The sequence below is a fragment of the Arthrobacter sp. ZGTC412 genome (assembly GCF_002929215.1).
In the GTDB taxonomy this organism is placed as follows: domain Bacteria; phylum Actinomycetota; class Actinomycetes; order Actinomycetales; family Micrococcaceae; genus Arthrobacter.
Genome location: NZ_PJII01000005.1, coordinates 168,632 through 195,308 on the forward strand (window position 1 = coordinate 168,632; position 26,677 = coordinate 195,308).

18 protein-coding genes are annotated in these 26,677 nt (G+C 64.0%); 5 read left to right on the plus strand and 13 right to left on the minus strand.

From position 1 onward, the window contains the following. Window positions 1-42: 42 nt before the first annotated feature. From CXQ88_RS09075 to CXQ88_RS09130, 13 genes are all read right to left on the minus strand, one after another. A complete protein-coding gene (locus CXQ88_RS09075) occupies window positions 43-735 on the minus strand; it encodes a response regulator (protein ID WP_104043830.1) in 693 nt (230 codons plus the stop codon). Then, window positions 732-2,084 carry a sensor histidine kinase gene (locus CXQ88_RS09080; RefSeq protein WP_104043831.1) on the minus strand — a complete coding sequence of 451 codons (1,353 nt, stop codon included), beginning with the start codon at window positions 2,082-2,084 and terminating at the stop codon, window positions 732-734. The genes CXQ88_RS09075 and CXQ88_RS09080 overlap by 4 nt, the downstream gene beginning before the upstream one ends. A gap of 25 nt (window positions 2,085-2,109) precedes the next feature. Further along, on the minus strand, window positions 2,110-2,997 hold the full coding sequence (locus CXQ88_RS09085; RefSeq protein ID WP_258061782.1) for an ABC transporter permease: 888 nt from the start codon (window positions 2,995-2,997) through the stop codon (window positions 2,110-2,112). Between the two features lie 14 nt (window positions 2,998-3,011). Further along, window positions 3,012-3,959, minus strand: coding sequence for an ABC transporter ATP-binding protein (locus tag CXQ88_RS09090; protein ID WP_104043833.1), 948 nt, complete (start codon window positions 3,957-3,959; stop codon window positions 3,012-3,014). Window positions 3,960-4,155: 196 nt separating this feature from the next. Continuing rightward, window positions 4,156-5,652: a bifunctional phosphatase PAP2/diacylglycerol kinase family protein gene (locus tag CXQ88_RS09095; protein ID WP_104043834.1), complete on the minus strand. Its 1,497-nt coding sequence runs from the start codon at window positions 5,650-5,652 to the stop codon at window positions 4,156-4,158. Between the two features lie 77 nt (window positions 5,653-5,729). Then, window positions 5,730-6,926, minus strand: a complete 1,197-nt coding sequence (locus tag CXQ88_RS09100) for an MFS transporter (protein WP_104043835.1) — start codon at window positions 6,924-6,926, stop codon at window positions 5,730-5,732. Between the two features lie 75 nt (window positions 6,927-7,001). Beyond that, complete coding sequence (locus tag CXQ88_RS09105) at window positions 7,002-8,684, minus strand: ABC-F family ATP-binding cassette domain-containing protein (protein ID WP_104043836.1); 1,683 nt, start codon at window positions 8,682-8,684, stop codon at window positions 7,002-7,004. A gap of 101 nt (window positions 8,685-8,785) precedes the next feature. Next, window positions 8,786-10,774, minus strand: a complete 1,989-nt coding sequence (locus CXQ88_RS09110; protein ID WP_104043837.1) for a penicillin-binding transpeptidase domain-containing protein — start codon at window positions 10,772-10,774, stop codon at window positions 8,786-8,788. A gap of 70 nt (window positions 10,775-10,844) precedes the next feature. Further along, window positions 10,845-12,293, minus strand: coding sequence for a phytoene desaturase family protein (locus tag CXQ88_RS09115; protein WP_104043838.1), 1,449 nt, complete (start codon window positions 12,291-12,293; stop codon window positions 10,845-10,847). Then, window positions 12,286-13,752 carry a glycosyltransferase family 87 protein gene (locus tag CXQ88_RS09120; RefSeq protein WP_104043900.1) on the minus strand — a complete coding sequence of 489 codons (1,467 nt, stop codon included), beginning with the start codon at window positions 13,750-13,752 and terminating at the stop codon, window positions 12,286-12,288. The genes CXQ88_RS09115 and CXQ88_RS09120 overlap by 8 nt, the downstream gene beginning before the upstream one ends. 126 nt (window positions 13,753-13,878) lie before the next feature. After that, window positions 13,879-14,019, minus strand: a complete 141-nt coding sequence (locus CXQ88_RS21740) for a hypothetical protein (protein ID WP_181037453.1) — start codon at window positions 14,017-14,019, stop codon at window positions 13,879-13,881. Between the two features lie 552 nt (window positions 14,020-14,571). Then, on the minus strand, window positions 14,572-15,156 hold the full coding sequence (locus CXQ88_RS09125) for a histidine phosphatase family protein (protein ID WP_104043839.1): 585 nt from the start codon (window positions 15,154-15,156) through the stop codon (window positions 14,572-14,574). Beyond that, on the minus strand, window positions 15,153-16,658 hold the full coding sequence (locus tag CXQ88_RS09130; RefSeq protein ID WP_104043840.1) for a CCA tRNA nucleotidyltransferase: 1,506 nt from the start codon (window positions 16,656-16,658) through the stop codon (window positions 15,153-15,155). The genes CXQ88_RS09125 and CXQ88_RS09130 overlap by 4 nt, the downstream gene beginning before the upstream one ends. Window positions 16,659-16,865: 207 nt before the next feature. On the opposite strand from CXQ88_RS09130, the gene CXQ88_RS09135 reads away from it, so the two are divergent. From CXQ88_RS09135 to trxA, 5 genes are all read left to right on the plus strand, one after another. Further along, window positions 16,866-17,366: an NUDIX hydrolase gene (locus CXQ88_RS09135; RefSeq protein ID WP_050057127.1), complete on the plus strand. Its 501-nt coding sequence runs from the start codon at window positions 16,866-16,868 to the stop codon at window positions 17,364-17,366. A 61-nt stretch (window positions 17,367-17,427) separates the two neighbouring features. After that, window positions 17,428-19,689 (plus strand): murein biosynthesis integral membrane protein MurJ, encoded by a 2,262-nt coding sequence (gene murJ, locus CXQ88_RS09140; protein ID WP_258061783.1) that lies wholly within the window; start codon window positions 17,428-17,430, stop codon window positions 19,687-19,689. Window positions 19,690-19,856: 167 nt separating this feature from the next. Continuing rightward, window positions 19,857-21,437 carry an ABC transporter substrate-binding protein gene (locus tag CXQ88_RS09145; protein WP_104043841.1) on the plus strand — a complete coding sequence of 527 codons (1,581 nt, stop codon included), beginning with the start codon at window positions 19,857-19,859 and terminating at the stop codon, window positions 21,435-21,437. 234 nt (window positions 21,438-21,671) lie between these two features. Further along, complete coding sequence (trxB, locus tag CXQ88_RS09150) at window positions 21,672-22,628, plus strand: thioredoxin-disulfide reductase (protein WP_104043842.1); 957 nt, start codon at window positions 21,672-21,674, stop codon at window positions 22,626-22,628. A 34-nt stretch (window positions 22,629-22,662) separates the two neighbouring features. Then, window positions 22,663-22,989 (plus strand): thioredoxin, encoded by a 327-nt coding sequence (gene trxA, locus CXQ88_RS09155; RefSeq protein ID WP_104043843.1) that lies wholly within the window; start codon window positions 22,663-22,665, stop codon window positions 22,987-22,989. Window positions 22,990-26,677 lie beyond the last annotated feature (3,688 nt).

A 26,677-nucleotide genomic window follows, 5' to 3' on the forward strand; every position in this document is an offset into this window, starting at 1 on the left:
GCCCGCCCACCGTCTGCATAGGGGTTTCCTGTGCGGGGCGAGTCAGTAGTCCGGGTTGCTGGGAACCACCAGGCCGGTTTCGTAGGCATAGACCACTGCCTGCACACGGTCACGGAGATGGAGCTTGGTGAGGATGCGCCGGACGTGCGTCTTCACCGTGGCCTCGGACAGGAAGTACCGGTGCGCGATCTCCGCGTTGGACAGGCCCTCGGCCATGGCCTGCAGCATTTCTGTTTCCCTGGGCGTCAGGTCGGCGAGGAGCGGATCGGCCGCAGGGGCCGCGGGGGCCGGCTTGGCCGCACCCCGGACATAGGTCTCGAGCAAACGCTGGGTGATCCGGGGCGCCACCACGGCGTCACCGCTGGCCACCAGCCGGACGGCATTGATCAGTTCCGACGGCGCTGCGTCCTTCAGCAGGAACGCGGACGCGCCTGCCTGGAGGCCGGCGAACGCATATTCATCCACGTCGAAAGTGGTCAGGATGATGATCCGGGAGCAGGCCCCGGATTCGGTGATGGCGCGCGTCGCCGCAATGCCGTCCAGCACCGGCATCCGGACGTCCATCAGCACAACATCGGGGTCCAGCTCACGGACCTGGCGGACGGCGTCGGCGCCGTTTGACGCTTCGCCCACGATCCGCAGGTCGTCCTCGCCCTCAAGGATGAGCCGGAAGCCCATGCGGAGCAGCGGCTGGTCGTCCACCAGAAGGACGGTAATGGCCGGATTATTGGTCATGCTTTGCCTTGGAGTTCGTAGGGACGGAGGGGTTCGGAAACGTCATCGCCAGGCCAGGCAAGGACGGCGTGCACCCGCCAGCCGCGTCCGCTGCGGCCGGCTTCTACGGTTCCGGCATAAATCCGGGCGCGCTCCGCCATTCCGGTGAGTCCCTGGCCGGTGCCGTACGAACCAGGCCCCGGGGCTGGGGCCGCACCGCTGTCAGGGGCAAGAACCCCCGGGACTCCCGCGCCGTCGTCGAGCACGTCAATGGTGACCGTTGAACCGTTTCGGACGATCGAAACGTCTACCCGTCCCAGCGAGCGGCCGTAGCGGAGCACGTTGGTCAGCGATTCCTGGACGATCCGGTACACGGTGAGCTGGAACGCGGCGTCATCGGGCAATGCCGGGCCGGTGTGGGAATAGTGCAGGGGCAGGCCCGCGGTGCGGAATCCCTCCAGCAGCTTGGACAGGCTGTCCCCGGAAGCGAGCGGCAGCGGCGGCGCCGCGGCCCCCGCATCATCGCGGAGGACACCCAGGACCCGCCGCATGTCGGCGAGGGCAGTCCGGCCGGTCCGGGACAGTTCGCCAAGGACCTCGCCGGCGCGTTCCGGACTTTTCCGGACCACGACGGCGGCGCCGTCCGACAGACTGACCATCACCGTCAGCGAGTGGGCTACGACGTCGTGCATCTCCCGGGCGATCCGGTTCCGTTCGTTCACTGAGGCGAGCCGGGCTGTCCGCGCTGCCCAGGCGGCCACTTCCTGTTCGTGTTCCCGCCGCTGCCGGACGGAGATGCCGATGCCCGTGGCGATGAAGTTGGAGAGGGTGATGGTGGCCCCGGTGGCGATGCTGGTCAGCAGGTGGAAGTCACCGGGGTTGACTCCGGTGTCGTGGACGAAGGAGTTCTCCATGGGCCCGACAGCTGCAAGAAGGTAAAGGAGTGCCAGCGGCGCCGTGGCCACTGCCATGGTGATGAGCGCAAAGCGGCGGGAATGGGCCACCGCCACTGCGTACAGCGAGAACCAGAGGCCTGCCGACACGTTGGAACCCCACGGATGCAGGAGTGTCACGGCCACCTCCGCCACTGCCACAAAGGCAACGACGCCCACCGGGTAGGAACGGCGGAGGAACAGCGCCACGGCCACTGCAGCAAGCAGGGCAATGGCAAGCCAGTTACCGGACCTGACGGCGTCCGCCACCGTGGGTGCAACCAGCACGCCGTAGCTGAGGGCCACCACGGCGTCCATAACGCGGGGGTGCCGGTGCAGGTATCGGCGAATGAGTCCCCTGCGCCTGGCCGTGAGCTCGGCAAGGGACGCGTCGGCCTGTCCGGCCGGCGCGTCCCTTCCAACCGCCGTTTCTGTCATGGTCCTGGTTTTCGATCCTGCCCGGTCAGACGTCGCGCTTCTTCAGCACAATCATTGCCGGGATCAGGAACAGCAGCACGTAGCCCAGGAAGATCAGGCCACCGTGCCAGGGATCGATCACGCCGTCCGTGTGGCCGATCGACAGGAACCGTCCGCCGGCCTCGCTGGGGATGTACTGCGGAACGTACTTCCAGAATTCGCCGGGGATGAGGGTCATAAAGCCGGCCGCGATGGACAGGACGAAGAACATTGCCACCAGGACGGTGATGCCGCCAGCGGAGTTGCGCAGCAGGGTTCCCAGGGAAAGGCCGATCAGGGCAACGCCGGCAACGTAGAGGCCGCCGGTGAAGATGCTGTAAAGCACGCCGTCGGTGGACCAGTCGAGGTCGAAGCCCATGCCCTGGAATACCGGCATGGCGATCAGGAAAGTAGCTACTCCTGCGATGGTGGTGATCACGTAGGAGATGACGGCAAGGATGATCGCCTTGGCCACAAAGGCCGGCGTGCGGCGGGGGACGGCGTTCATGGTGGAACGGATCATCCCGGTGGCGTACTCGGAGGACATAAAAAGGACAGCCAGCGATCCGAGGATCAGGATGCCGATCTGGAGGCCCGCGTTCGGCAGGTTGTAAAGGTCGAAGCCGGAGCCCGGGGGAAAGGATGCCTCGAGCATTTCGGGGGTCATGGCTTGGCCCTGGTCCCTGGCGCTGCGCACCATCTCATCCAGGTAGGTGTAGCGGATCAGTACGGCCAGTGCACCGATTCCGATGATGGCAGCGAGCGTCAGCAGCAGCAGGATGCGCGTGGACATCAGCGACCACAGCTTGATCCATTCGGACCGCAGGACGCCGCCAAAGGTCACGCCCTTCGAGCCCGCGGAGGAACGGGTGGGCGCGGTACGGGTTTCAGTCATGGTGCTCATCGTCCTTACTTTCCTGCCGCTGCCGGGGCAGCCACTGCGGGTCCGCCGGTCAGGTGCGAGTGGTATTCCACTTCGTCCTTGGTGAGGTCGAAGTACGCGTCTTCAAGGGAGGACAGCTGCGGGGTGAGCTCGTAGAGCAGGACGCCGTTGTCCAGGGCAACCTGGGCGATCCGGCGGGAATCCATCCCCGACACCTCAATGGTCTCCGGCTCACTCTGGTCCACCGTGACACCGTCGCCGGCCAGCAGGGCAGACAGTTGCAGGGCCGCACTGGTGCGGACCAGGGTCCTGGCCTGCCGGGTTCCGGCGATGATCTCCTTGACCGGGGCATCGGCGATGATCCGTCCGCGCCCGATCACGATCAGGTGGTCTGCGGTCTGTGCCATTTCGCTCATCAGGTGGGACGACAGGAAGATGGTTTTGCCCTGCTCGGCGAGGTAGCGGACCAGGTTGCGGACCCACAGGACGCCCTCCGGGTCCAGGCCGTTAACGGGTTCGTCCAGGATCAGCGTCTGGGGATCCCCCAGCAGCGCCGCAGCGATGCCCAGCCGCTGGCCCATGCCCAGCGAGAAACCGCCGGCCTTCTTGCGGGCCACCGCTTCCAGTCCGGTCATCTCTATGACTTCCCGGACCCTGGTCTTCGGAATGCCGTGCGTGGCAGCCATGGCCAGCAGGTGGTTGTAGGCGCTGCGGCTGGTGTGTACGGCCTTGGCGTCCAGCAGCGCGCCAACCTCGTGCAGCGGCGCCTTGTGCTCCGCGTATGGCCGGCCGTTCACGGTGACCGAGCCCGACGTCGGCCGGTCCAGCCCCATAATCATGCGCATCGTGGTGGACTTGCCGGCACCATTCGGGCCCAGGAAGCCCGTGACCTGCCCGGCTTTGACGGTGAAGCTGACCCCTGCCACGGCGGTTTTTCCGCCATAGACCTTGGTCAGGCCTGTTGCCTCAATCATTGATTGTTCCTTCGGACGGCAGCGCGTGGCTGCGGCAGATGTTTAGGGACGCTTGTGTATCCACCACGCTACCGAGGCCCGGCACTGTTTTCGCCGGTCTCAGGGATGATTCAGGGGTGAACCGGGGTAGTCCCCCTGGATGATCTCCGTTCATCCGGTCAGGGCCGCGGGACGTCTTCGCCAGGGAGGATGTCCGTCAGGGGCGGGGGGAGTAGTAAGCGAGGGCCCGGGGCAGGACCCGGTAGCCCACGCTGCGGACCCCGGCCAGCGCCTCGCCGTCGACGGCCAGTGCCATCGGTGATCCGCCTGCTTCGATGCGCACCTCCTTTGCCTCCGACAGGTGGGTGATGCGGGAGGTGGCCACCGTGCCCGTCAGCACGGACCACAGCAGCCGCAGCCGGGCGAAGGACTCGTCTGCCGTGATCATGCGGACGTCCAGGACGCCGTCGTCCATCACCGGGCGCAGCAGCGGGGCGTGGTCGCGGGGAAAGTACCGGCCCCGTCCCACGTATGCGATCCATACCTTGTGCAGCCTGCCGTCCACCGTCAAGGTGGTGGGAGTGCCCGCCGCGAAAGTCCGGAACATGGCCACCACCCCGGCGAGGGGTTTTCCCAGTGCCGGCCGCAGTTGTTCACGCCGCCGGACAAAATCGGGATACAAACCCACACTCGAAGTGTTGAGCATGATCACTTCCGCCGTTTCAGGCTTCCCAGCGAGGCCGCGTTCAACCGTAACGGTCCCGACATCGGCCAAGGCAGCTTCGCCTTTCGACGCCGCCATGAGGGCTTCCTTAAGGCCCCCCGTTCCGGCGTCGCGGGCAAAGTGGTTGAGGGTTCCGCCGGGCAGGACCAGCAGCGGGAGTGAGCGCTCGACGGCGGCAGCGGCGGCAGCTCCAACCGTTCCATCGCCGCCCCACACCCCCAGGGCCCGAGTTCCAGGAAGATCCGCCGTGTCACTGATTGCCGCCAGCAGGTCATCCTCCGGCTGCACGGTCTTTATATACGCCTCGGGGAATACCTGCAGCAGTGCGGCAGCTGTCTCTTCCGTGAAGGAACCGCCGAGAGTGTTGACCACGATCGCCAGCCCTTCACCCCGGGGCAGTTGGGGCGCCGTGGTCCAGGTCCGGGCTGCCGGCGGAATGGGCGGACGGACCGGCCACCAGCGACGTGTCACCAGCGCGGCACCGGCACCAAGGACCGACCCTAAGAGCACGTCCGAGGGCCAGTGTGCGCCCGTATGAACGCGCGAGTACGCCACCCCCAGCGCCGCCGGGGCCAATGCCGCACCCAGGGCAGGCTTAACCAGCCCTGTCCCTGCAGCGAACGCGACAGCTGAAGCTGAATGGCCGGACGGCATGGACGAGCTCCGGGGCTGTGGATGCACGAACCGGAATACCGGCAGGTGCTCGGGCAGCGGGCGGGCCCGGGGCAGCAAGGTCTTGAAGACTCCGTTGGTAACAGCGGAGGCCACCGCCTGCGCAATCAATCCGTGAAGTGCCGCGCGTCGTGGCCAGCCGGGGATGGTGGCGAGGACGGCTGCCACACCCATCCAGAGTTTTCCGTGGTTCCCGGCAGCAGAGAGCCGCCGGAAGAAGTCGTCGTGGTTACCGCCCGGCAGCTTTGACACATGCCGAACAAGGTATCTGTCCGTACGGCTGATCCACCGATGGCCCTTGCGCCATTTCCTCTGCATGCCCTCACCATACCGCCGCCGCTGTGCCCGGGGCCGCCTTGGAAACGGCTCGCCAGCCCTTCTTCCGGCTGTGCCGCCTACTTGACCTTCAGCGGTTTGGCGGCGCCGGCGAGCAGGAGAGCGAGGAGGATGGGGGCAAGGATCGCCAGCAGCGCGAGGTGGATCCCCGTGAGGTCGCCCAGGTATCCCAGCAGGGGTGGTCCGGCCAGGAATGAAATGTATCCCAGGGTAGAAACCACGGAGACCCTCGCTGCCGCGTGCCGGGGGTCGTCGGCGGCAGCGGACATCCCCATGGGGAAGGCCAGGGCAGCGCCTACGCCCCAGAGCGCGGCCCCCACGGCAGCGAGCCACACGTTCCCGGCCAACACGAAGAGGCAAAGGCCGGCGGCGGCTGCTGCCATGCTGGCGCGGAGGACGGCGACGCGGCCGTATTGGTCGATGACGCGGCCGCCAAGGAACCGCATGGCTGTCATGGCCAGGACAAAGAGGGCAAACATCAGGGCGCCCGTGGATTCGGAGGTACCCAGTCCGTCAACGGATGCCTTGGCGATCCAGTCATTACCCGCGCCCTCGGTCAGGGTGGCTCCCAGGACAACAACACCAATGAGCAGGGTCCTGCCGTCCTGCCAGGCCGAAGGGCCCTTGGCAGCTTTCGGCTCTCCTTCGGCCGGGGCAGGCGCCGTAATGTGCGGAAGGAAGTAGCGCGGAACGGTCATCGTCACCAGCAGCACGATGCCCGCGATGACCAGCAGGTGCGCCGGCAGTCCGACGCCAAGATTCGACAGTCCTGCGCCGACGAGGGCACCCACGAAGGCGCCCCCGCTGAAGGCAGCGTGGAACTGGGGCATGATGGTGCGCCGAAGTTTGTGTTCGACGTCGGCCCCTTCAATGTTCTGGGACACATCCCAGAGGCCGATGGCTATGCCGAAGAAGAACAGGGCGATGGCCGTGCCCGGGAGGGAGGCCGCGGCCAGGGAGAGCGCAATGCCCACACCGGCCGCCGAGGCCAGCAGCCCGCCGAAGCGCACCGTGTTGGCCGTGCCGATCCTGCCCACCACCCAACCGGCGGTAGGCAGGGCGAGCAAGGAGCCGACGGCGGTGCAGAGCAGCAGTGTGCCCATCTGGCCGGAGGTGATCTCCAGGGTCTCGGTGACCGCGGGGATCCGTGCCGCCCAACTGGCAAACACCAGGCCGTTGATGCCGAAGACAACGAACGTGGCTGCTGCTGCTGCTTTCAGCCCGGCCTGCTGTGCCGTTCCGGTATTTATGCTCATACATTCACTACTTCCACAGAGTTGTCATCGCGTCATCGTCGTTCTTCGGAACTGAATTGCTTATTGACGCCCTGTTTAGCGGGCGCGCGCCACGCGTTTCTCGTCCCACACCGGCTCGGCGGACTCGTACACCTTGCCGTCAGATCCAAACACCAGGAAGCGGTCGAAGGTCCGCGCGAACCAGCGGTCGTGCGTCACGGCCAGGACAGTGCCCTCGAAGTGGTCGATGGCCCGTTCAAGTGCCTCGGCCGAGTGCAGGTCCAGGTTGTCGGTGGGCTCGTCCAAAAGGAGCAGGGTGGCCCCGCTCAGCTGCAGGAGCAGGATCTGGAACCGGGCCTGCTGGCCGCCGGAGAGTGACTCGTATTTTTGCTCGGACTGGGCTGCCAGCCCGTAGCCATCCAGCGCCCCGGCCGCTGCCTCGCGGCCCAGGCCGGACCGGTGTTCGTCACCGCGGTGCAGGATTTCCAGCAGCGTCTTGCCCAGGAGGTCCGGCCGGACGTGCGTCTGGGCAAAGAACCCAGGACGGATTCGAGCGCCGAGTTTCACCGTGCCCTCGTGCGGCACCTCGGCGATTTCGACGTCTGACACGGGCAGGTGCTCACGTTCCGGATCGGTGCCGCCAGTGGCGAGCAGCCGCAGAAAGTGCGATTTGCCCGAGCCGTTGGATCCCAGGACGCCCACCCGGTCGCCAAACCAGACTTCCGTGGAGAACGGCTTCATCAGCCCGGTGAGTTCGAGTTTTTCGGCAACGACGGCGCGCTTGGCGGTCCGTCCGCCCTTGAGCCGCATCTGCACGTTCTGCTCGATGGGCAGCGCCTCGGGCGGTCCGATCTCCAGGAATTTCGCGAGGCGGGTCTGGGCCGCGTGGTAGCGGTTGGCCATGTCGGAGCGGAATGCTGCCTTGTTTTTGTACATGTTGACGAGTTCCTTGAGCTTGACGTGCTCCTCGTCCCATCGCTTGCGCAGTTCCTCGAACCGGGCGTTCCGGTCCGCCCGCGCCTCCACGTAGGAGCCGAACCCGCCGCCGTGGACCCAAGCGCCGGCGCCGTTGATGCCCGGTTCCAGCGTGACGATGCGGCCCGCAGCATTGTTCAGCAGTTCGCGGTCGTGGCTGATGAAGAAAACGGTCTTCTTCGATTCGTTCAGTTTGTCCTCAAGCCAGCGCTTGCCGGGCACGTCAAGGTAGTTGTCCGGCTCGTCCAGCAGCAGCAGGTCGTCCGGTCCGGCAAAGAGCGCCTCCAGCACCAGCCGCTTCTGCTCGCCGCCGGAAAGGGTTGACGCCGGCCGGTGCTGCGCGCGGTCAAAGGGGAGTCCCAACGCGGCCATGCACACTTCATCCCAAACGGTCTCGACGTCGTAGCCTCCGGCGTCTCCCCAGTCCACGATGGCCTGGGCGTAGCGCATCTGGCTGGGTTCGTCGTCGTCCTCCACCATTGCCAGCTCAGCCTCGTCCACCTCGCGTGCCGCCGCAGCCAGGGCGGGCGGCGCCGCGGAAACCAGCAGGTCGCGAACGGTGGAGCCGTCGCGGACCTGGCCCACGAACTGGCGCATGATGCCCATGTTGCCGGAGCGCCCTATTACGCCTTCATCGGGGACCAGGTCCCCGGCGATGATCCGGAACAGCGTTGTTTTGCCAGTTCCATTCGGGCCGATCAATGCTGTTTTGGTGCCGTCCGGGACCTTGAAGGTCACCCCATTGAGCAGCTGGGTGCCGTCGGAGAGGAAGTAATCGATACCGGAAACGTCAATATGGGCCACGTATTCCATCTTCCCACGGCACACCCACTCGAATTTTTGTCCACGTCCAGCGCTTTTTAAGGGCCTTCAACGCGCTGGGCGTGGACGAAAACTCCCGGAGGTTACCCCGCGGCTGTCAGGAACTTCTGCAGCAACGGCCCGGACGTTGTTGCCCCCAGGCCGCCATCCTCAACAAACACGGCGACGGCAAGGTCACCGTGCACGGCAACAATCCAGGCGTGGGTCTTCGGCGGATTCGCGTTGCCGAACTCGGCGGTCCCGGTCTTGGCTCCCACGGGAGCGCCCGGGACGCTGGACAGGAAGCCCGCGTGCCCCGACGTCACCACGGCACGCATCATGTCCGCCAGGGACGCGGCCTCTTCAGCATTGATCGGGTTATCGGACGCCTGGGACGGTGCCTCGGCAGAAGCCGTGGCGGACGGCTGGGCAGCGGGAGCTGTGGAACCGCTGGTTGTTCCCTCAGCGGCGGCGCCGCCGTCGGTATTCAAGACCAGCTGCGGGGAAACCGGCGCGCCCTTGGCCACGGAGCCGGCCATCATGGCAGCCGCCAAGGGTGACAGCAGCACCTTTCCCTGGCCGATCATCGAGGCAGCATGTTCCGTTCCGGCGGCCTCGCCGGGGACGGATCCCAGGAAGGCGGCTGCGCCGAGGGTCGGTGCTTCAACGGCAAGGCCCATCGCCATTGCAGCCGATTCAAGCTGATTTTGCGAGACCGTGTCGCGCGCGGCGATGAAGGCGGTGTTGCAGGAGTGCGCGAAGGCATCGCGGAGTGTCACCGAACCGAGTGATCCCTTCGGGTACCCCTCGGCGTTTTTGAAGGTCCGTCCGTCCACCGTCAAAGTGGGCGTGCACTCAACCTTCGACTCGGGGGTCAGGCCATTGCGGAACATTGCCAGCGAGTCCACCATCTTGAAGATGGAGCCGGGAGCGTACTGGCCCAGCATCGCGGTGTTGTAGCCGTTGCTTCCCGGGCCGGAGGCGGCCGCCAGGACTGCGCCGGTGGACGGGCGGAGCGCAACGATGGCGGAGGCCGGGTCCACACCTTCCAGGGTGCTCTCGGCCAGCGACTGCAGCTTCGGGTCCAGGGTCGTCTTCAGCGGCGTTCCGGGCGTGGGCTTCACCTCGAAGAGCACCCGGCGGGGATCCGTTGCGGCGGACTGGATCTGTTCCCTGGTCAGGTCGGCGCGCTGGGCACGGATAACGACGGCGTCCGTCCCCCGAAGCTGCTCGTCGTACTGCTGCTGAAGGCCACCGACGCCGGTGACATCACCGGCTGTCAGCTCGCCTCCGGATGCTTCGATTTGCTCCGCTGTGGCCTCACCGACCGAGCCGAGCACGGCGCGCGCAAACGTGCGGCTGGGAGCCAGGGGCATCGTGGCGGCAATGGCGCGAGCCCCGGGAATCGCTGCGATCTCCTCATTGGTGATGGTGCGGCCTTCTTCGCGCAGGGTGATCGCGGAGACAAAGGCCTCGGCACCGGAGTCCTTTACCTGTTGGACGTAGGCGGCCGGGTCCACGCCTACCAGAGCCGCAAGTTTGGCGGCGGAATCAGCGGGATCCGTTGCCCCCAGCTGGGGCTTGTCGATGCCGACGTTTACCACGGGGCGGTATGTCACCAGGGGAACGTCGCCGGCACCCAGGATGTCTGCCCGCTGGGGCGACTGGGAACCCTTGGTCAGGATTTCGCTGTCGGCAAGGTCCGGTGCCAGGGTGGCGGGATCCCAGACCGTGAGCCACTTGTCCCCGGACTTTCTAAATTTCGCGGAGACGGTGTACTTCCACTCGGCGCCGCCGAAGTTCCAGGTGTAGTTCAGGGGTGCGGAAGCGTTGTCGCCGTCGAGGGCCAGTTCGCCCGCCTGGACGGCGGGCTTTTGCGGATCCAACGCCGCAAAGACTTTTTTCAGCTGGTCGTTCGCAGCCGCTGATTCCTTGCCATCGAAGGGCACCGAGCCTACATCGAGTCCGGAGACTGCGGTGGCCAACTGCCCAGCGGCCGCTTCAGCGCCGTTCCTGCCGTCGTCGCAGGCAACCAGCGAAGTTCCGAGAATGACGGCAGCGATGCCTAAAGAAAGTTTTGTTGATATCCCCATTGCGCCATTATCCCCCGCTTTTGGGGCTGGTTTGGCACATGTCGCATTCCATGCAATGGGAGGCGGGCGTCTAGGCTGCTGCCAGTCCCAATGCGGGTACGGATAGGCCGAACATGTCTTGAAGGGCATACTTCGCCGCGTGATAGCCCGGCATGCCGGTTACACCCGGTCCTGGCGGGGTGGAAGAGGAACAAAGGTAGACGCCGCGCAACGGCGTCCGCCATGGGACCCGGGACACGACGGGCCTTTGAACCAGGTTCAGCATGTCCATGGTGCCCGCGCTGAAGTCCCCGCCAACATAATTCCGGTTGTACTTTGCCAGCCCCGCAGCCGTAATGGCCGTGGACTCCACCACCAGGTCCCGGAACCCCGGCGCGAAGCGCTCCACCTGCGCCGTTACGGCTTCCGTCATGTCCCTGGTGGACCCGGTGGGGACGTGGCAGTAGGCCCACAGGGTGTGGTGTCCGGCCGGCGCGCGCCCGGAGTCGAAGCGGGACTGCTGGGCCACCAGGACGTAAGGACGTTCAGGGTGTTTGCCGGCGTTCACTTCGTTCTCGGAACGTGCCACTTCTGCCCGGGTGCCGCCCAGGTGGAGGGTTCCGGCGTCGGCCAATTCTTTTGCAGCCCACGGCACGGGTCCCGAGAGGATGAAATCCACCTTGCACGAGCCATTCCCGTACCTGAACGACTCCAAAGCACCGCGGTAACGCCCGGGCAGGGCGTTGCCGGCCATGTTCAGCAGCCCTTGGGGAGCGACATTCAGCAAAGTTGCACGGGCGGCGGGAAGATCTTCCAGCCGGTCGATCGGGGCATCCGTATGGATAACACCGCCGTGTGCGACGAGGTCCTCCGCCATCGCGGCGGCTATGGCAGCTGAGCCGCCTTCGGGAATGGGCCAGCCTCCCGCGTGTCCGAGTGCCCCGAGCATCAGCCCTGCACCGGAAGCGGCAAGGGATGGCTGATGGGAGATGGCATGAGCGGCAACTCCGGCGAGCAGCGCCGGTGCGGATTCCTCCTTGAACCGGGCGTTCCAGACGCCGGATCCCTGCTCCAGTGTCCGCAGCCCGAAGATTCCGGCTGCGATGGGATTGCGGGGGATACGGAGGAGCTGGTTCTGGGTGAAGTCCATAACGGCGTCGATACGGTCGACGAGCGGTGCCATCAGCCGCCGGTACGCAGCACCGTCATGGCCCAGCCCGGCTGCTGTCCTGTCCAGGGACCGGTAGGCGAGGGCCGCCCTGCCGCCATCCAGGGGGGATCCATAGGACAGGTCAGGGGTAATGAGGTTTATCCGGCGGGACAATTCAAAAGCCTTAAAGAACGGCGAAGCCACAGCCATCGGATGGACGGCTGAGCAGATGTCGTGGAAGTGTCCGGGCTGCATCAGTTCGCTGGTGCGTGTGCCGCCGCCGATTGTTTTGCCGGCCTCGAAGAGCTCCACCGAGAGCCCGGCCCGCGCCATCACCGCTGCTGCTGCAAGCCCGTTGGGTCCGGCGCCCACCACCGACACATCAGGCATTGGAACCGACCTTCCAGGGCAGTCTGGAGTTCGACCGGTCCCGAGGGTTCCACCGGAGCCAGTCAGGCGTCCCGGCGAAGGAGCCTCCGTGGGGGTCATCAAGGTGATGCCGCCGGATGGGGTCATAGTCCGGGTTGCAAATGTCCCAGGTCACGCGCAGCATGAGGTAGCCCACCGCAGCCATGTGCGCGGCCACGGCGAGGACGTAGTAGGGCATATCCAGGTTGTGCTGGGAAGAGCCTGCGCTGGTCACCTGTCCAAGGTACATCCACACTGCCGCCCAATGCAGGCCTTCGATTCCCTGCCAGATCAGAAAGTCACGCCACCTCGGCCGCGCCAGCGCAAGTAGGGGGATCAGCCACACCACGAACTGCGGGGAGTAGACCTTGCCGGTGAGGATAAAGGCCGCCACGATCAGGAAGGCCAGTTGGGCCATGCGGGGGCGGCGGGCGGCAGTCAGGGCAACGGCTGTGATGGCAGCGCAGGACAGCAGGAAAAGACCAATGGACAAGAGGTCGACGGCGGCCGGGCTGAGTTCCGTCCACCGCAGCCGGTTCGCCACCAGGTTGTAGGCGAACCAAGGCGAGCTGTACCCGGCGTCGCGCTCCGCGCTGAACCGGAAGAAGTACGCCCAGCCGGAGGGGTTGGCAGCCGCGAACGGCAGGTTGACGGCCAGCCACGAGGCAGCCGCAGCGCCCGCTGTCACCAAAAAGGGGCGGAACCGGCCGGTCCGAAGGGCCAGCAGCAGGATCGCGCCAAGAACCAGCAGCGGATACAGCTTCGTGGCGGTGCCCAGCCCGATAAAAACCCCGGCAAGCACCAGCCGCTGCCTTGAGAAGAAGTACATCCCCAGGGCGAGCAGCGCGGCAGCCCAAAGATCCCAGTTGATGGTGCCGGCCAGCACGATGCCCGGGGCCAGGGCCACCATGGCGGCATCCCAGGGGCGGCGGCTGGTCATCCGGGCGGTAGCCAGGACCGTGACTACGGTGACGGCGGCCAGAAGCGCAACATTGATGTCGAAGTAGGCGAGCACACTCGGGTCCGAGATCCCGGTCCCGGGAACGAGCCATGCCGTTATCCCAGCGATGAGGGCAATCAGGACTGGGTACTCAAACTGGCTCCCGGTGCCAAGGATGGGAAATGTTCCCTCGGCCAGTCCACGGTTCCGGAAGAGCTCGGGAAAGTCGGAATAGCAGGTGGCGTAGAACTGCGTGGGGGACTCCCAGCCGTTGGCGCGGCAATACCCTTTGACCAGGATGCCCGTGACGGCCGCCAGGACTGTGAGGAGTATCAGTACGCGTTCCACGGTGAAGATGCCGGGGGAGACAATGCCCGGGGCGGCCCTTGATCCGAGGGGGCCGCCGATGACTTCGGTGAAATTGCGCAGCAGGGCATCGCTGCGGCTGGGAACTACCAGGCGGGACCGTCCTCGATGCTCCGGCGGCTGGGTCTCCTGCATGGAATCGAGCTTACCGCCGCCGCCGGGCACCATCGGGAGAGGGCCCGGGGGAGCCCACGCGTCGCCGCGTGGGCTCCTGCACGGCATTGAGATGCAACTTAACTTCTTCTGGGGGTGGGCAGGCCGTTATCGCATCCCGCCAAGCTGCTGGTGCATCAGGAGGAATACGTCTTCCCGCTGCTTCTCCAGCAGCGGGCGGTTGAATTGCCTGCGGCTGCTGCGTCTCCTGCGTGATGGAGACAGGAGCTTCTGAAGTTTCTTGATCATTGTGGTCACCTCCTGTTCGAACTGATGCCCGCAAACCGGGCGCGACAATTAGGCCCTCAATTCGCGGCGCGAATTCGGGCAAATTAGGGCAGGGTGCGCCCGCGAAAAGGGCTATATTGTGAATACGGGAATGCACGAAAAAGCACGAGGGCGGCAGGTTTGCATTAAAAGCAAACCGCCCGGCTAAAGATTGGCAGGGTTATCCCGGGGAAACCTCAAGGATAGTGACACCGGTACCCGGAGAGCCAAAGCGTCGCAGCCGGCATCAAGGCCGGCGGCAGGGCGAAGGGCTAGGAGCCGACGGGCCCTGCAAATGGGCGCCGGAAAGCATCAGAGGCCGGGGCCGCGGTGACGGTGGTCTTCCGTCCGCTAGTCAAAGTAATCATTTTCCCAACCTCCTTTTCTGCTCTGCCGTTGCTGCGGCTGACTGGCCTGGCAACGATCACCACGACCCCGGCGAGACGCTCTGGGGTCAGGAATAAAAGTACACCACGATTAGAGTCCGCGGCTACCTAATTCGGAAAACTTTCTAAAGAAACCGGTAAGTAACTATTAAAGACCCCACCGGACAATTGCCGGAGTCCTCTTATCCCAGCCCAGGGTGCATACTTTCGCTGTTCCGAGAATAAAGTGGCGTCCTTCGGTAGGAGGCAATTCGAGCCAACGGGCGGTGAGGATCCGGGAGAAGTGCCCGTGGGCCACAACGAGGACGTTGTCCATTCCCGATTCCAGTACGCGCCCAATAATTTTGTCCGCCCTCGCGGCCACTTCGTCCAGGGTCTCGCCGTTGGGTACGCCGTGGGTCCAGATCAGGTAATCGGGGTTGTCCTTCCGGATCAGGTCCGAGCTGATGCCCTCGTAGTCGCCGTAGTTCCACTCCACGGCGAGCGGCTCGTGCTGCGCGTCAGGGAAGCCGGCGAGTTCCGCAGTCCGGCGCGCCCGCCTGAGGGGAGAAGTCAGCACCAGATCGAAATCAACCGGGTCCAGTACCTTTCGGGCCTCCACCGCCTGCTGTTCACCTTCAACCGTGAGGGGCAGATCAGTGAGTCCGGTGTACTGCCCACTTTTGGACCACTCGGTCTCGCCGTGGCGGAGGATCCAGAGCTGGGGCCGGGGGGCAAGGGCAGGATTGGTCACTTGGACTCCTTGGAGGAAAGGTCGACGGCGGCAGGAGACGTTCCAACCCCAGTTCCGGCAGGTGCAGCTTCGGGCTGTTCCGCCCACCAGCGGAGCAGCCGCGCCTCCGCTTCTTCGGTGGGCAGGGGCCCGTGCTCCATCCGCTCGTTGAGCAGGAACTTGTAAGCTCGGCCCACCACGGGGCCGGGTTTGAGCTCCAGGAGGGCCATGATCCGGGCACCGTCCAGGTCCGGGCGCACCGCGTCCAGCGATTCCTGTTCCCGCAGTGCTGCAATCCGGACTTCGAGGTCGTCATAGGCGAAAGCCAGCCGCTCGGCCTTCCGCTGGTTACGTGTGGTGACGTCGGACCGGGTCAGCCGGTGGAGCCGTTCCAGCAGCGGCCCTGCGTCGGTCACGTAGCGTCGCACGGCGGAATCGCTCCAGCCGGCCTCCCCATAGCCGTAGAAGCGCATGTGGAGCTCCACCAGGCGGGCTACGGCCTTGATGGTGTCATTGTCGAACCGCAGCGCTTTCATCCTCTTGGTGGTGAGCTTGGCACCCACCATGTCGTGATGACGGAAGCTCACCGCCCCGCCCGGTTCGAAGCGGCGCGTAGCCGGCTTGCCGACGTCGTGCATTAAAGCCGCGAAACGAAGCACAAAGTCCGGTGCGGGCACGGAGCCTTCAGCGTCTGTTTCCAGCTCCGCTGCCTGTTCCAGCACCTGCAGTGAATGCTGGTATACGTCCTTGTGCCGGTGGTGCTCATCCGATTCGAGCCGGAGGGCGGAGACCTCAGGCAGCACGAACTCGGCCAAACCGGTGTCCACCAGCAGGTCCACGCCTACACGGGGCCGGGCACCGCAGATGAGCTTGGTGAGTTCGTCCCGCACCCGTTCCGCGGAAATGATGGTGATCCGTTCAGCCATCCGGGTCATGGCCTGGCGGACGTCGTTGTGGACGGAGACACCCAGCTGCGCCGCGAACCTTGCGGCGCGCATCATCCGCAGGGGGTCATCCGAGAAGGACGCTTCAGGGGAGCCGGGCGTGGCAAGGACGGAGGCGTGAAGGTCGCGCACGCCGCCAAACGGATCCACGAGTTCGAGGGAGGGAAGTTTCAAGGCCATGGCGTTGATGGTGAAGTCACGCCGGAGCAGGTCATCAGTCAAAGAGGAGCCAAAGGCCACCACCGGCTTCCGGGACTCAGGATCGTAGGCCTCGGCGCGGTAAGTGGTTATTTCAATCTGGAAGCCGGCCTTGCGCATGCCAATGGTGCCAAAGGCGCGGCCAATTTCCCAGTAGTTGTCCGCCCACTTCTTGATGAGTGCCACCGTCTGGTCCGGCGTGGCGTCTGTGGTGAAGTCCAGGTCTGGGGAGGTCCTGCCCAGGAAAAGGTCACGCACCGGGCCGCCCACCAGCGACAGTTCGTGGCCGGCGTCCACAAAGCGCTGGCCGAGCTCCAGGACCACCGGGTCCACCTGGAAATCGACGGTGTGGGATTCAGTCTTGTGATGTGCGTGCGCCATAGTTACTTAAGCTTGTCAGAAACCAGCGGCAGCGCAGGCCAAAATACCGTCAAGATCCGGCTCATTCCGTCCGCCGCCGGCAAAGCGCGTCATATGCAGTCCATGTTGGTGTCATGTTCCGGTCATCACGAACGGGCAACAGTCGTTAGAGTGGACTCCATGGCCCATCCAGTACCGAGCGCTCCAGGCAGGAGGACAAACGCACCGTTGCCGTCGGCAATCGGTGCGCACGTTGCGCCTGCCCAGCATTCCGCGCCGGCCTCGCTGCCTACGGTGGAGGAAGTCTCCGCCGGCGGCGTCGTAGTGGACACGTCCGACGCCGAACTGAGGGTTGCGATTATCGCCCGCCTCAACCGTGGCGGACGCCTGGAGTGGTGCCTCCCAAAGGGTCATCCCGAGGGCAAAGAAAACAACGAGCAGGCCGCGGTCCGCGAGATTGCCGAAGAGACCGGCATCGAAGGTGACATCCTCGCACCCCTCGGAAGCATCGACTACTGGTTCACCGTCAGCGGCCACCGCGTGCATAAAACGGTCCATCATTACCTCCTGCGGGCCACCGGCGGCGAGCTGACCATCGAGAACGATCCGGACCAGGAAGCAGTGGACGTTGCATGGGTTCCGATCCAGGAACTCGCACGCAAGCTGTCCTTCCCTAACGAACGCCGCATCGCAGACCTGGCCCGCGAAGTTCTGCCCGAACACCTCTAGGACCACACTGCCGGCGCAAGCGGTGCCATGATAGGCGCCCGCGGGTGAGACGATGAACTCGATGTCAGCTTCCAATTTTCCTTCCGATCAAGCCGGCCGGGCCGGCGGCGCTCCACACGGCGTGCCTGCCGACGGTGTACCCCTTGACGGCGCACCCCAGGCCGCAGCACCCCTGGACAGCGCAACCCAGGACAGTGCCCCCGCAGAAACCGCGCACTTGGTTGCACCGGTGGACGGCTCTCCCACGGATGGCGGGCAGGTGGACGGCGGGCAAGCCGGCGCCGAGCAGGCGAGCGAAACCAGGTCAAGCGCCATCATGGCCGCCGGAACCCTCGTTTCGCGCTTCCTGGGGTTCGGCAAGACCTGGATGCTGGGTACAGCCCTCGGACTCGGTTCCACGGTCAATGACACGTTCATTAACGCCAACAACCTGCCCAACCTGATCTTCCTGCTGGTGGCCGGCGGTGTGTTCAACGCAGTGCTCGTGCCGCAGATCATCAAGGCCAGCAAGGCTCCGGACAGGGGAGCGGACTACATCAGCCGGCTCCTGACGCTTGCTGTCCTGCTTCTGCTGGGACTGACGGCCCTGGTGACGCTGGCGGCTCCATGGGTCATCGAACTGACCACCCAGGGGTATTCCCCGCAGCAGAAAGCGCTGGCCGTGGCTTTCGCGTTCTGGTGCCTGCCGCAAATCTTCTTCTACGGCCTCTATGCCCTCCTCACCCAGGTCCTTAACGCCAACGGCGCCTTTGGACCGGCCATGTGGGCGCCCATCCTTAATAACCTCGTGGCCATAGCCGGCCTGGGCATGTTTATCTGGATTTTCGGCTCGAACGAGTTCAATCCGCACACCTTGGACAACTGGGGTGAGACCCAGACCCTGTTCGTGGCAGGATTCTCCACCATCGGTGTGGTGTCGCAGACCGCCATCCTGATGATTCCCGTGATCCGGCTGAAACTGAGGCTCCGGCCGCGGTTCGGCTGGCGCGGAGTGGGACTGGGCCAGGCAGCCAGGCTGAGCGTGTGGACGTTGCTGACCGCCGCCGTCGGGCAACTCGCCTTCCTGTACGTCATGCGCATCGCCACCATTCCCGGCGCCGAGCGTATCCGGCTCCAGCAGGCGGGCGACGCCGCCGCCAGCATGCTGCCCGGCAACGCCGTGCTGGAGGTGGCCAGTCAGCTGTACCTGCTGCCGCACTCCATCATTGCCTTGTCCCTCGCCACGGTCCTGTTCAACCGCATGACCCGCGCGTCCCAGGACGGCAACCGCGCCGAACTGCGCGATGCACTCTCACACGGACTCCGGACCATGGCAGTCGCCACCGTTTTCGGTGCGCTGGCACTCTTTGCCCTGGCAGGTCCGCTCGGCATGTTCTTCTCCGGCGGCCTTCGCCAGGACGGCGTGATGCTGGCCCAGACGCTGACCATCCTCGCGCTCAGCACGCCGTTCATGAGCGCCAACTTTATGATGTCCCGGGTCTTCTACGCGAACGAGGATGCCCGAACCCCCTTCTACATCCAGCTGCTCCTGGCGGTTGTTTACGTGGCCGGGGCCTTCGCCATCCAGTTCCTGCCGGTGAACCAGATCATCTACGCCATCGCGGTGCTCTACATGGTGGGCAACATCCTCTCGGTGATTATCAGCGCCTACTTCCTGCGGCGGCTCCTGGGCCATCTGGATGGGCCACGGATTGCCAGCTCCTACATCCGGATGGGTTATGCAGCCCTGGGCTCCGCTATTGCGGGCGCAGGTGCGCTGTGGCTGATGGGCAGCTACAGTCCTGACGGGTTCGCCTGGCGTGACCGGCTGACAGCTCTCATCACAGTCATCGTGGTGGGCCCGGTCATGCTCGTGGTCTACTTCTTCCTGCTCAAGCTGTTCCGGGTCTCTGAACTTCGGGACCTGCTTCAACCACTCCTGGGACGGCTGAGGCGCGGCGGGCAAGGCGCGCCTGCCGCAAAAGCCGGGAACCCGCCGTCGAGCTCTTCCCCGGATGTGCCCTCCGAGGACAGCCGGCGCCCCGCACCGGAGCGCGCCACCACCTCTGTTGATACAGGACTCATCCCACGCATTTCAGGTGAATTTGACGCCGTTTCCTTCCGCGCCGGGCCGGCTCCCGAGCGAGCTGCAGGCCACAGGCAAGAGTCCGACGGCGGAGACGGCACCGACGCTGAGGGCATCTATCTCCCCGGCGAAGATCAGCCCAGCACCGCACGGGGCGGATTGTTGCGCGACCAGATCCCGCTTCCGGGCCGCCGGACCTTCCAGGGGAAGTCCGGCGACAACCCGCACTTCAAGCCACGGCGGCCCCGGAAAAAGTGATTTTTGCGCGGTCTGCCGCTGTCTTTGTCCACGGTGCGCCGGGCGCAATCGGCTAGGATCGAAAGGGAACAGGGGTAGTTGCATTCAAGGATCTGCCTCCCCGGCGGCCCCTTGAACGGTGGTTGCGTCATCCGTGCCGGCAATACCGGACAGTCTAGGAGGAACACGTGTCCAACCCGATCGATGTCGGATCAGTACTGGGCGGCCGTTACAAGGTCACTGCCACTGTATTGGCCTCGCACGACCACGATCTGGTGCTGGATGGTGTGGACCAGGTACTTAACCGTCCCGTCAGCATCCTGGTTGCCGGACCGGACAACACGGAGCAGGTTGCGCAGAGCGCCCGCGAAGTTGCCACCGGGGAACGCCCCGGAACGGTCCAGGTTCTTGACTTGGGCGTCACCGAGGCTGCCACATACCTCATCACCAACCACACGTCCGCCGCGGACCTGCTGGATCTCGTGGTGGCGTCCAACCCTCCGTATGTGGAGCCCTTCTTTACGGACACCCTCGGAAGCGAGATCTTCGGGCAGCCGCGGTCCCACGAGCCCGAGCCCTACGACGACGAAGATCACGTGGACGCGGGCTACATCAACTATGGTGATGCGCACCCCAGCCAGGTAAATCCTTACCGAGCCGCGCCTGCAATGCCGCCGAAGTCTCCTGTTCGTCCAGCCACAGCCCCGGCCTACCGCAAGCCGTCCGGCGCGTCCCCTTTGGGGGGAGCAGCCCTTAGCGGCGCCGCCGGGGCTGCAGCCTCCAGCGCCCCGACACGCCCTGCCGGCCCACTGGCGCGGCCCGCCGGCCCTTCGACGCGGCCTGCCGAAGACCCAGCCGCTGCCAGTTTTGCATCGAACTCCAATCAGGCGGAGGCGCCTAATTCAGGGAAGCCAAAGGTTTCCCTCTGGTCCGAGGACGACTATGTCAGCGCTGACAACCAGGACCGCTATAAGGATGCGCCGGTGGAAGATCACCGACCGGTTAGGAAAAAGTCCTCCGTCTTGGCTCGCGCGGCAGCCCCGGCCGCCGTTTCTGCCGCTGCCGGCTCTTCCCAGGCTGAGCAGGAGGACTACGACGACGACCGGGATGCACCCGCACGGGAACCGCGGTCCATGCGGTGGCTTGTGGGCGGGCTGCTGGCCGTCGTCCTGATTGCCGGCCTTATTTTCGCCGTGACCAACCTTGGCAGCCTCTTCTCCCCGGAACCACAGGCCAACCCGTCCGCTCCTGCCACCAACAATGCTGCTCCCGAAGGCTCCACCGCACCAACGCAGGCACCCACGTCCGCTCCGCCCGTCATCCCGCCCGCCATTGAGAGCGTCAGCCGGCAGGGTAGTTTCGATTTCGCGGCGACCTTCGACGGAGACCTGGTGAAGGCCTACGACGGTAACGCAGCCAGCTATTGGTCGGATATGGAGTTCGCCACTGAAAACTGGGGCGGACTCGCCGCCCAAGGCGTGCCGCTGGTGGTAAAGCTAAAGAACCCTGCAACGGTTTCATCCGTGACACTTTCGCAGCTGGGTGGCTCGGGTGGAAACATCACCGTGTACACCAACGACCGGCCGTCCATGGACGGTGCGAAGGCGGTCGGGACCAACAGCTTTACCTCTACCGACCTGAACATGCCCCTCGCGGCACCGGTCCGCGCCCAGTACGTCATAGTCTCCATCAACTCCCTTCCCAGGCTCGCTGCGCCGAAGACGCGCTACAGCTACGGGCTCCGTCTGGCCGAGGTCAGAGTCCAGTAATTCCGGCCTCCTTCGCGGGTTCCGCGGAACCTGCGGCTGGAGGTCCTTCGCCCGGCGCTCGGGTTTGTCACGGGACGGTAATCTGGAAAAAGCGTCTCGCGGAGTTCGCTTACTGCTGTCCACCGGCCATCTGCCGTGCCCGGGCGCCGGAATATTCAGCCTGCAGTATCAGTTGTGCCATGTGGCCGGCCTCCAAAGCGGGGCGCGTCGAATAAGGAAGAGGTTCACCGTTCAGTGACCATCACAGAAAACACCACGTCAGACCTACGTGATGTCATCATCGTCGGCTCCGGCCCGGCTGGTTACACGGCAGCTGTCTACACTGCCCGCGCCAACCTGAAGCCCCTGTTGCTGGCAGGTTCTGTCACTGCCGGCGGTGAACTGATGAACACCACAGATGTCGAGAACTACCCGGGCTTCCCTGAAGGCATCATGGGACCGGATCTGATGGAGAACTTCGAAAAGCAGGCAGCACGCTTCGGAACTGAGATTCAGTTCGAGGACGTCACCTCGCTCCAGCTTGAAGGGCCTGTAAAGACGGTCACCATCGCCACGGGTGAGAGCTTCCAGGCGAAGGCAGTTATCCTCTCTACCGGATCGGCTTACCGCGAACTTGGCCTGCCCAACGAGAAGCGGCTTTCCGGACACGGTGTCAGCTGGTGTGCAACCTGCGATGGTTTCTTCTTCAAAGACCAAGACATTGCCGTCATCGGTGGGGGAGACTCTGCTATGGAAGAAGCACTGTTCCTTACCAAGTTTGCGAAATCGGTAACGATTGTCCACCGTCGCGATTCGCTCAAGGCCTCGAAAATTATGGCCGACCGTGCCCTGGCCCACGAGAAGATCAACTTTGTTTGGAACAGCACCGTGTCCGACGTTGTCGGCGACCAGAAAGTCACCGGCCTGAAGTTGAAGAACTTCATTGACGGCTCCGTGTCCGATCTGGCCGTAACGGGCGTGTTCGTAGCCATCGGTAACGACCCCCGCACCGATCTGGTCAAGGGAATCCTGGACCTTACGCCGGAGGGAACCATCGCCGTCGAAGGGCGGAGTTCCAAAACCAGTATGCCCGGCGTATTCGCTGCGGGCGACGTCATTGACCCCACGTACCGTCAGGCCATCACAGCCTCGGGTTCCGGCTGTGTTGCCGCCCTCGACGTTGAGCATTACCTTGCAGACCTGTCCGCATAAGTCCTAAACGCTATACGAAGAGAGAGATAAAGCTATGAGCAATGCGAAAGACGTAACAGACGCCAGTTTCGGTACGGATGTTTTGTCCTCAGATAAGCCGGTCATCGTGGATTTCTGGGCTGAGTGGTGTGGCCCGTGCCGCAAGCTCGGCCCTATTCTTGACGAAATCTCCGTTGAGTACAGCGAAAAGGTTGACGTTGTGAAGCTGAACGTCGATGACAATCCGGGGATCGCCGCCGAATACGGGATCACCTCAATTCCTGCGGTCTATCTGTTCCAGGGTGGGGAAGTGAAGAGCACCGTCATCGGGGCAAAGCCCAAGCAGTTCTTCGAGAAGGAATTCGCGGACGTCCTTTCCTAGGAGCGTTGAACGCTGGGCTCGGACCAGTAGTTACGAAGTGGCCACCGCTTTTAGCGGTGGCCACTTTTTTGCGCTGGCTTCGTCGTCGCTCCTCGGCCCCATTCAAATACGGATCGAGTCTCGTAGGGAATGGGGGCCACTTGTACGAGGGGTCAGTATCGCCCGCTGAGCGCCACAGATTTATGTGGTAACGCGCAGCGAATGGGCCTGGACGCTGGGTTCTGGTCAATCCGGCGATGCCGCCTTTCACTAGTGCTAATCACCCATGTTTCACGTGAATCAGACGTGCAGGGGCTACACTTTGGGTCTGCCGGATTGGCGGAGTTGGTACGGCAGGGGGGAGCGGAAAGGCCCAAAATGAGTGTTCGGAACCAGCAACTCGTGTGTATCTGCGCTCCTGGATTCCGTTGCTTATGGCAGCAAAGGATGGCCGAGGTCGCCAGCCACCGCCGAATCTTGTTTCACGTGAAACACTGCCCAGACCGAAGCCTCTGCCGCAAAGGACGGCTTGCCACAACGGCTTTTGCAAGGGCAAGCACGCAGGCCAGGACGTAATAAATACGCCTCGTGGGCATATAGATCCACATAGTCAGAGCAGCAACCCAGCGTAGTTGTTCCTTTTTGATGACAAAGGCGCCTGCGCGGGTTGCGGGTGGGCAGGGCTGACCACCCCGCTACTAACCCGGGTAGTGGCTGAATCAGTGGTTTGGTCTCCATCGCGGGAGTGAAGCAATTAGCTCGCTGTTGCACACTTGGGAAGCCTAGAAATGCAGGGAGGCGTTGGCGATCTTGGAGCCTAAGTTCATGGACCGGTTCGCCCCAGAATGGGTGGCGAGAAGCGCCTACCGTGTTTCACGTGAAACTCATTCTCGAACTGGAAAGCTCAATTGATCGCACGACGCCGGGAGTAGAGGGAACGTTACGTCCTTCAGTAGTGGCTGGGAATCATCGACGCCGACGGTGTTTACCTAAGCGACCTGCAGCGCCAGGTCATCCACGGGTGGCCGACGTGGGCCAGCAGAAGATTCAGGCTGCTCGGGATGCCATCGCCGCCCTCAACCCGCCGGTGGACGTCCGGCTGCGTGACGTGCGACCTGGCGCCTCCAGCGCTTTGGAGTTGTTCGCCCTGCATCCTCCGGAATGCAGCCGCGCACGTGCTCCCGGCCCACCGCAGAGCGCGTACGACGGTTGCTGGACAGACCAGTACGGTGAAGTACAGTACTGGTCGAACTCGTGACGAAGCCATGCAGAATTTCCACCTGATCTGTGTGGGCTTGAAACCGTACTCAGGCTTCTGGCCGAATTGTGAGAGCTCGCCAAACTTAACAACGCCCGGCCGCGCGGACTAGCCACACTGACGTGCGCGCGCCCACGAACAAGCCCTATCCAGCGCCGATGAGCGGACTTGCGGGGCGGCCCACCGTACCCGCCCCGCACCTTGTGCACTGCAGGGTCAGAACCCCGGATCCAAACCTGAAGCTTACGATGCGGGTGGTCGCGACAAACCGCTAGGCATGGAAACTTTGCCAAACTCGAAGAGTGAGTGCCACTCTTCTTGATACCTTTGCTCGCAACTCTTAGCCGTCGTCTCATTTGTCGTTCTCGTCTAACCCGTGGGCCAGCAGGTGTATGCGCTGATGTGCACACAACACCCTAAGATGTAGCAGGACGGGCCCGGCAGATGTTTCACGTGAAACGGCGGCTAACACGTCTGGTATTCGTCCTCACGCGTCCTTCTCCGTCACAGGAGACCCACGCCAGATCTCCGTTGCACCCACACCATCTAGCACATCGATCATCAGCGGGGGCTCTAATGCCCGATGGAATCATTCCGCAGTTCGGCAGGCGACGGTGAAGCAAACCTCGGTGCGCCCTAGCTGGTCAATGCCGCCACGCTTCTTCTGCGCGTACTGACGTTGGGCATGCGACACCCTGCACACCGTGCGGGCTGTCCGCACAAGCAAGGCCTCCATAGAAAAGCTAAACCACCGGGCCAGCGCACGACGAGGTGATGCCGCACTGGGCTGAGCCCAAGGACGCTAGGAACTAGGGGGCTCAGCGGAATGCGGCGGCACCGCTTCTTGAATGCGGATAGCTAGTGGGGGTGACGTAGTGGCGCCGCACCACCCGGCAGTGCGGGGAGATCGAAGGCGAGCACTGGCTGCATCAGGGGCCGCTCCCTTGACCGGGCCGCTAGGTGACCCGTGCTGGATACGGGCGGCAGATCGCGACAACATTTGACCAAGACGTAATGAGTCGTGGAGCGCCTACGCATCTCTTGCGCTGACTGGGAATCACCTCAGCACGGAATTACGGAACCCCAAGCCGGCAGGTCAACGACTTGTCCACATTCTTATCCACAGGCGCGGTTCTCCTTTTCCCCAAGCTTATCCACAGCTTCCCGGCGACTTCACAGCGGCTACATCCTCTCGACGGCAGTCGAGGCTCGGTCCCACCGTAGAAAGTGCTAACCGCGGTGACCCAACTATTAGGTGGCCACGGCGGACTGCGCGCCTAGACGCCCCCTATCAGACCGTCAATCAACCAGAAACCGGCACTCGACCAAAACTTCCGGCCCACCAACATTCAAACTGGTAAAGGAAAATCCGCTCCAGATGTTTCACGTGAAACGGTGCGGACCTTGCGAGCCACGCCGCGGAACCCTGCGGGCATAAGTTGGTCGAACCACGCCGGATCTGAGCCTGGGAAGTCCACATGCGCCGCCACCGGTATCCACAGACTTATCCACAGTGCTTTCCACAAGACCCTCATGATGATTGTCCACGATTCCAGTGGGTCCCATAGGAACATCAGCTAGGACTACACAAGTACATGTGCAGGTGCAGGGGATTTGCCACCGGGCGTGTCGCGCATGGTTGGCATCAGGTCATACACGCCGGGGAGGGGTACCTCTGTTATCGAGAAGCAGCGCCCACGGCACTTCTTTCGGGGTGGCCATCACGCGACTGCAACTACTGCCCCCGTCCTACAAGTGCATTGCTTCGCGTCTAGGCCGCCCGGTGTCGCGTCCCTATGGCACTACTCCTACACCTAACAGAGGATGACGGGGCAACCCTCGGTCTTCCTTCCAGAGTAACTCGCCCCCTGGGCAGCTGCTTGCCTGGTGGTGCTCCAGTCGTTTCACTCTCATCGAGACTGTGGCGCGGAGGCCAGGGACGGAACGATGCGCGCCTAGTCTCCTACGCCGAAGGCCGAGTACTCGTCCGGTCAAGCGAGGCCCAGATCCACAACCCGCTGCCTTCCGGCTGGCAGAAGCACGGGCAAGTACTGCGCGTAACCCGATGGCGGCCTCGTCACCTGGAAGCCGAGTCGAGGAATAGCGCGTATCGATCACCGATCCGCATGTGCAACCCCGTACGTCCGGACCAAAAAGTCGCCAGTGGGCATGCGCCAGGCGACTCCGGCGAACCCCGAGTGCTCATTGAGAAATCATGTAACCATCCGCGCGGGCGTTTCACGTGAAACAAGAATCCAGAGCCGGCTACGATCACAAAGATGTACCCCTACTTTTCTCACCTGTAGACAGTGAACTGGGCAGGCCCGCCCTACGTTGCTCAAAGTATATGCGTCAGCCGAACGCTACTAGGGACGCCCCACCTTATCGGACCACCAGTGGTGACTCCATGGCGACTAAAGCTGCCCATCCCCGCACGGCCCGAGCACAAAG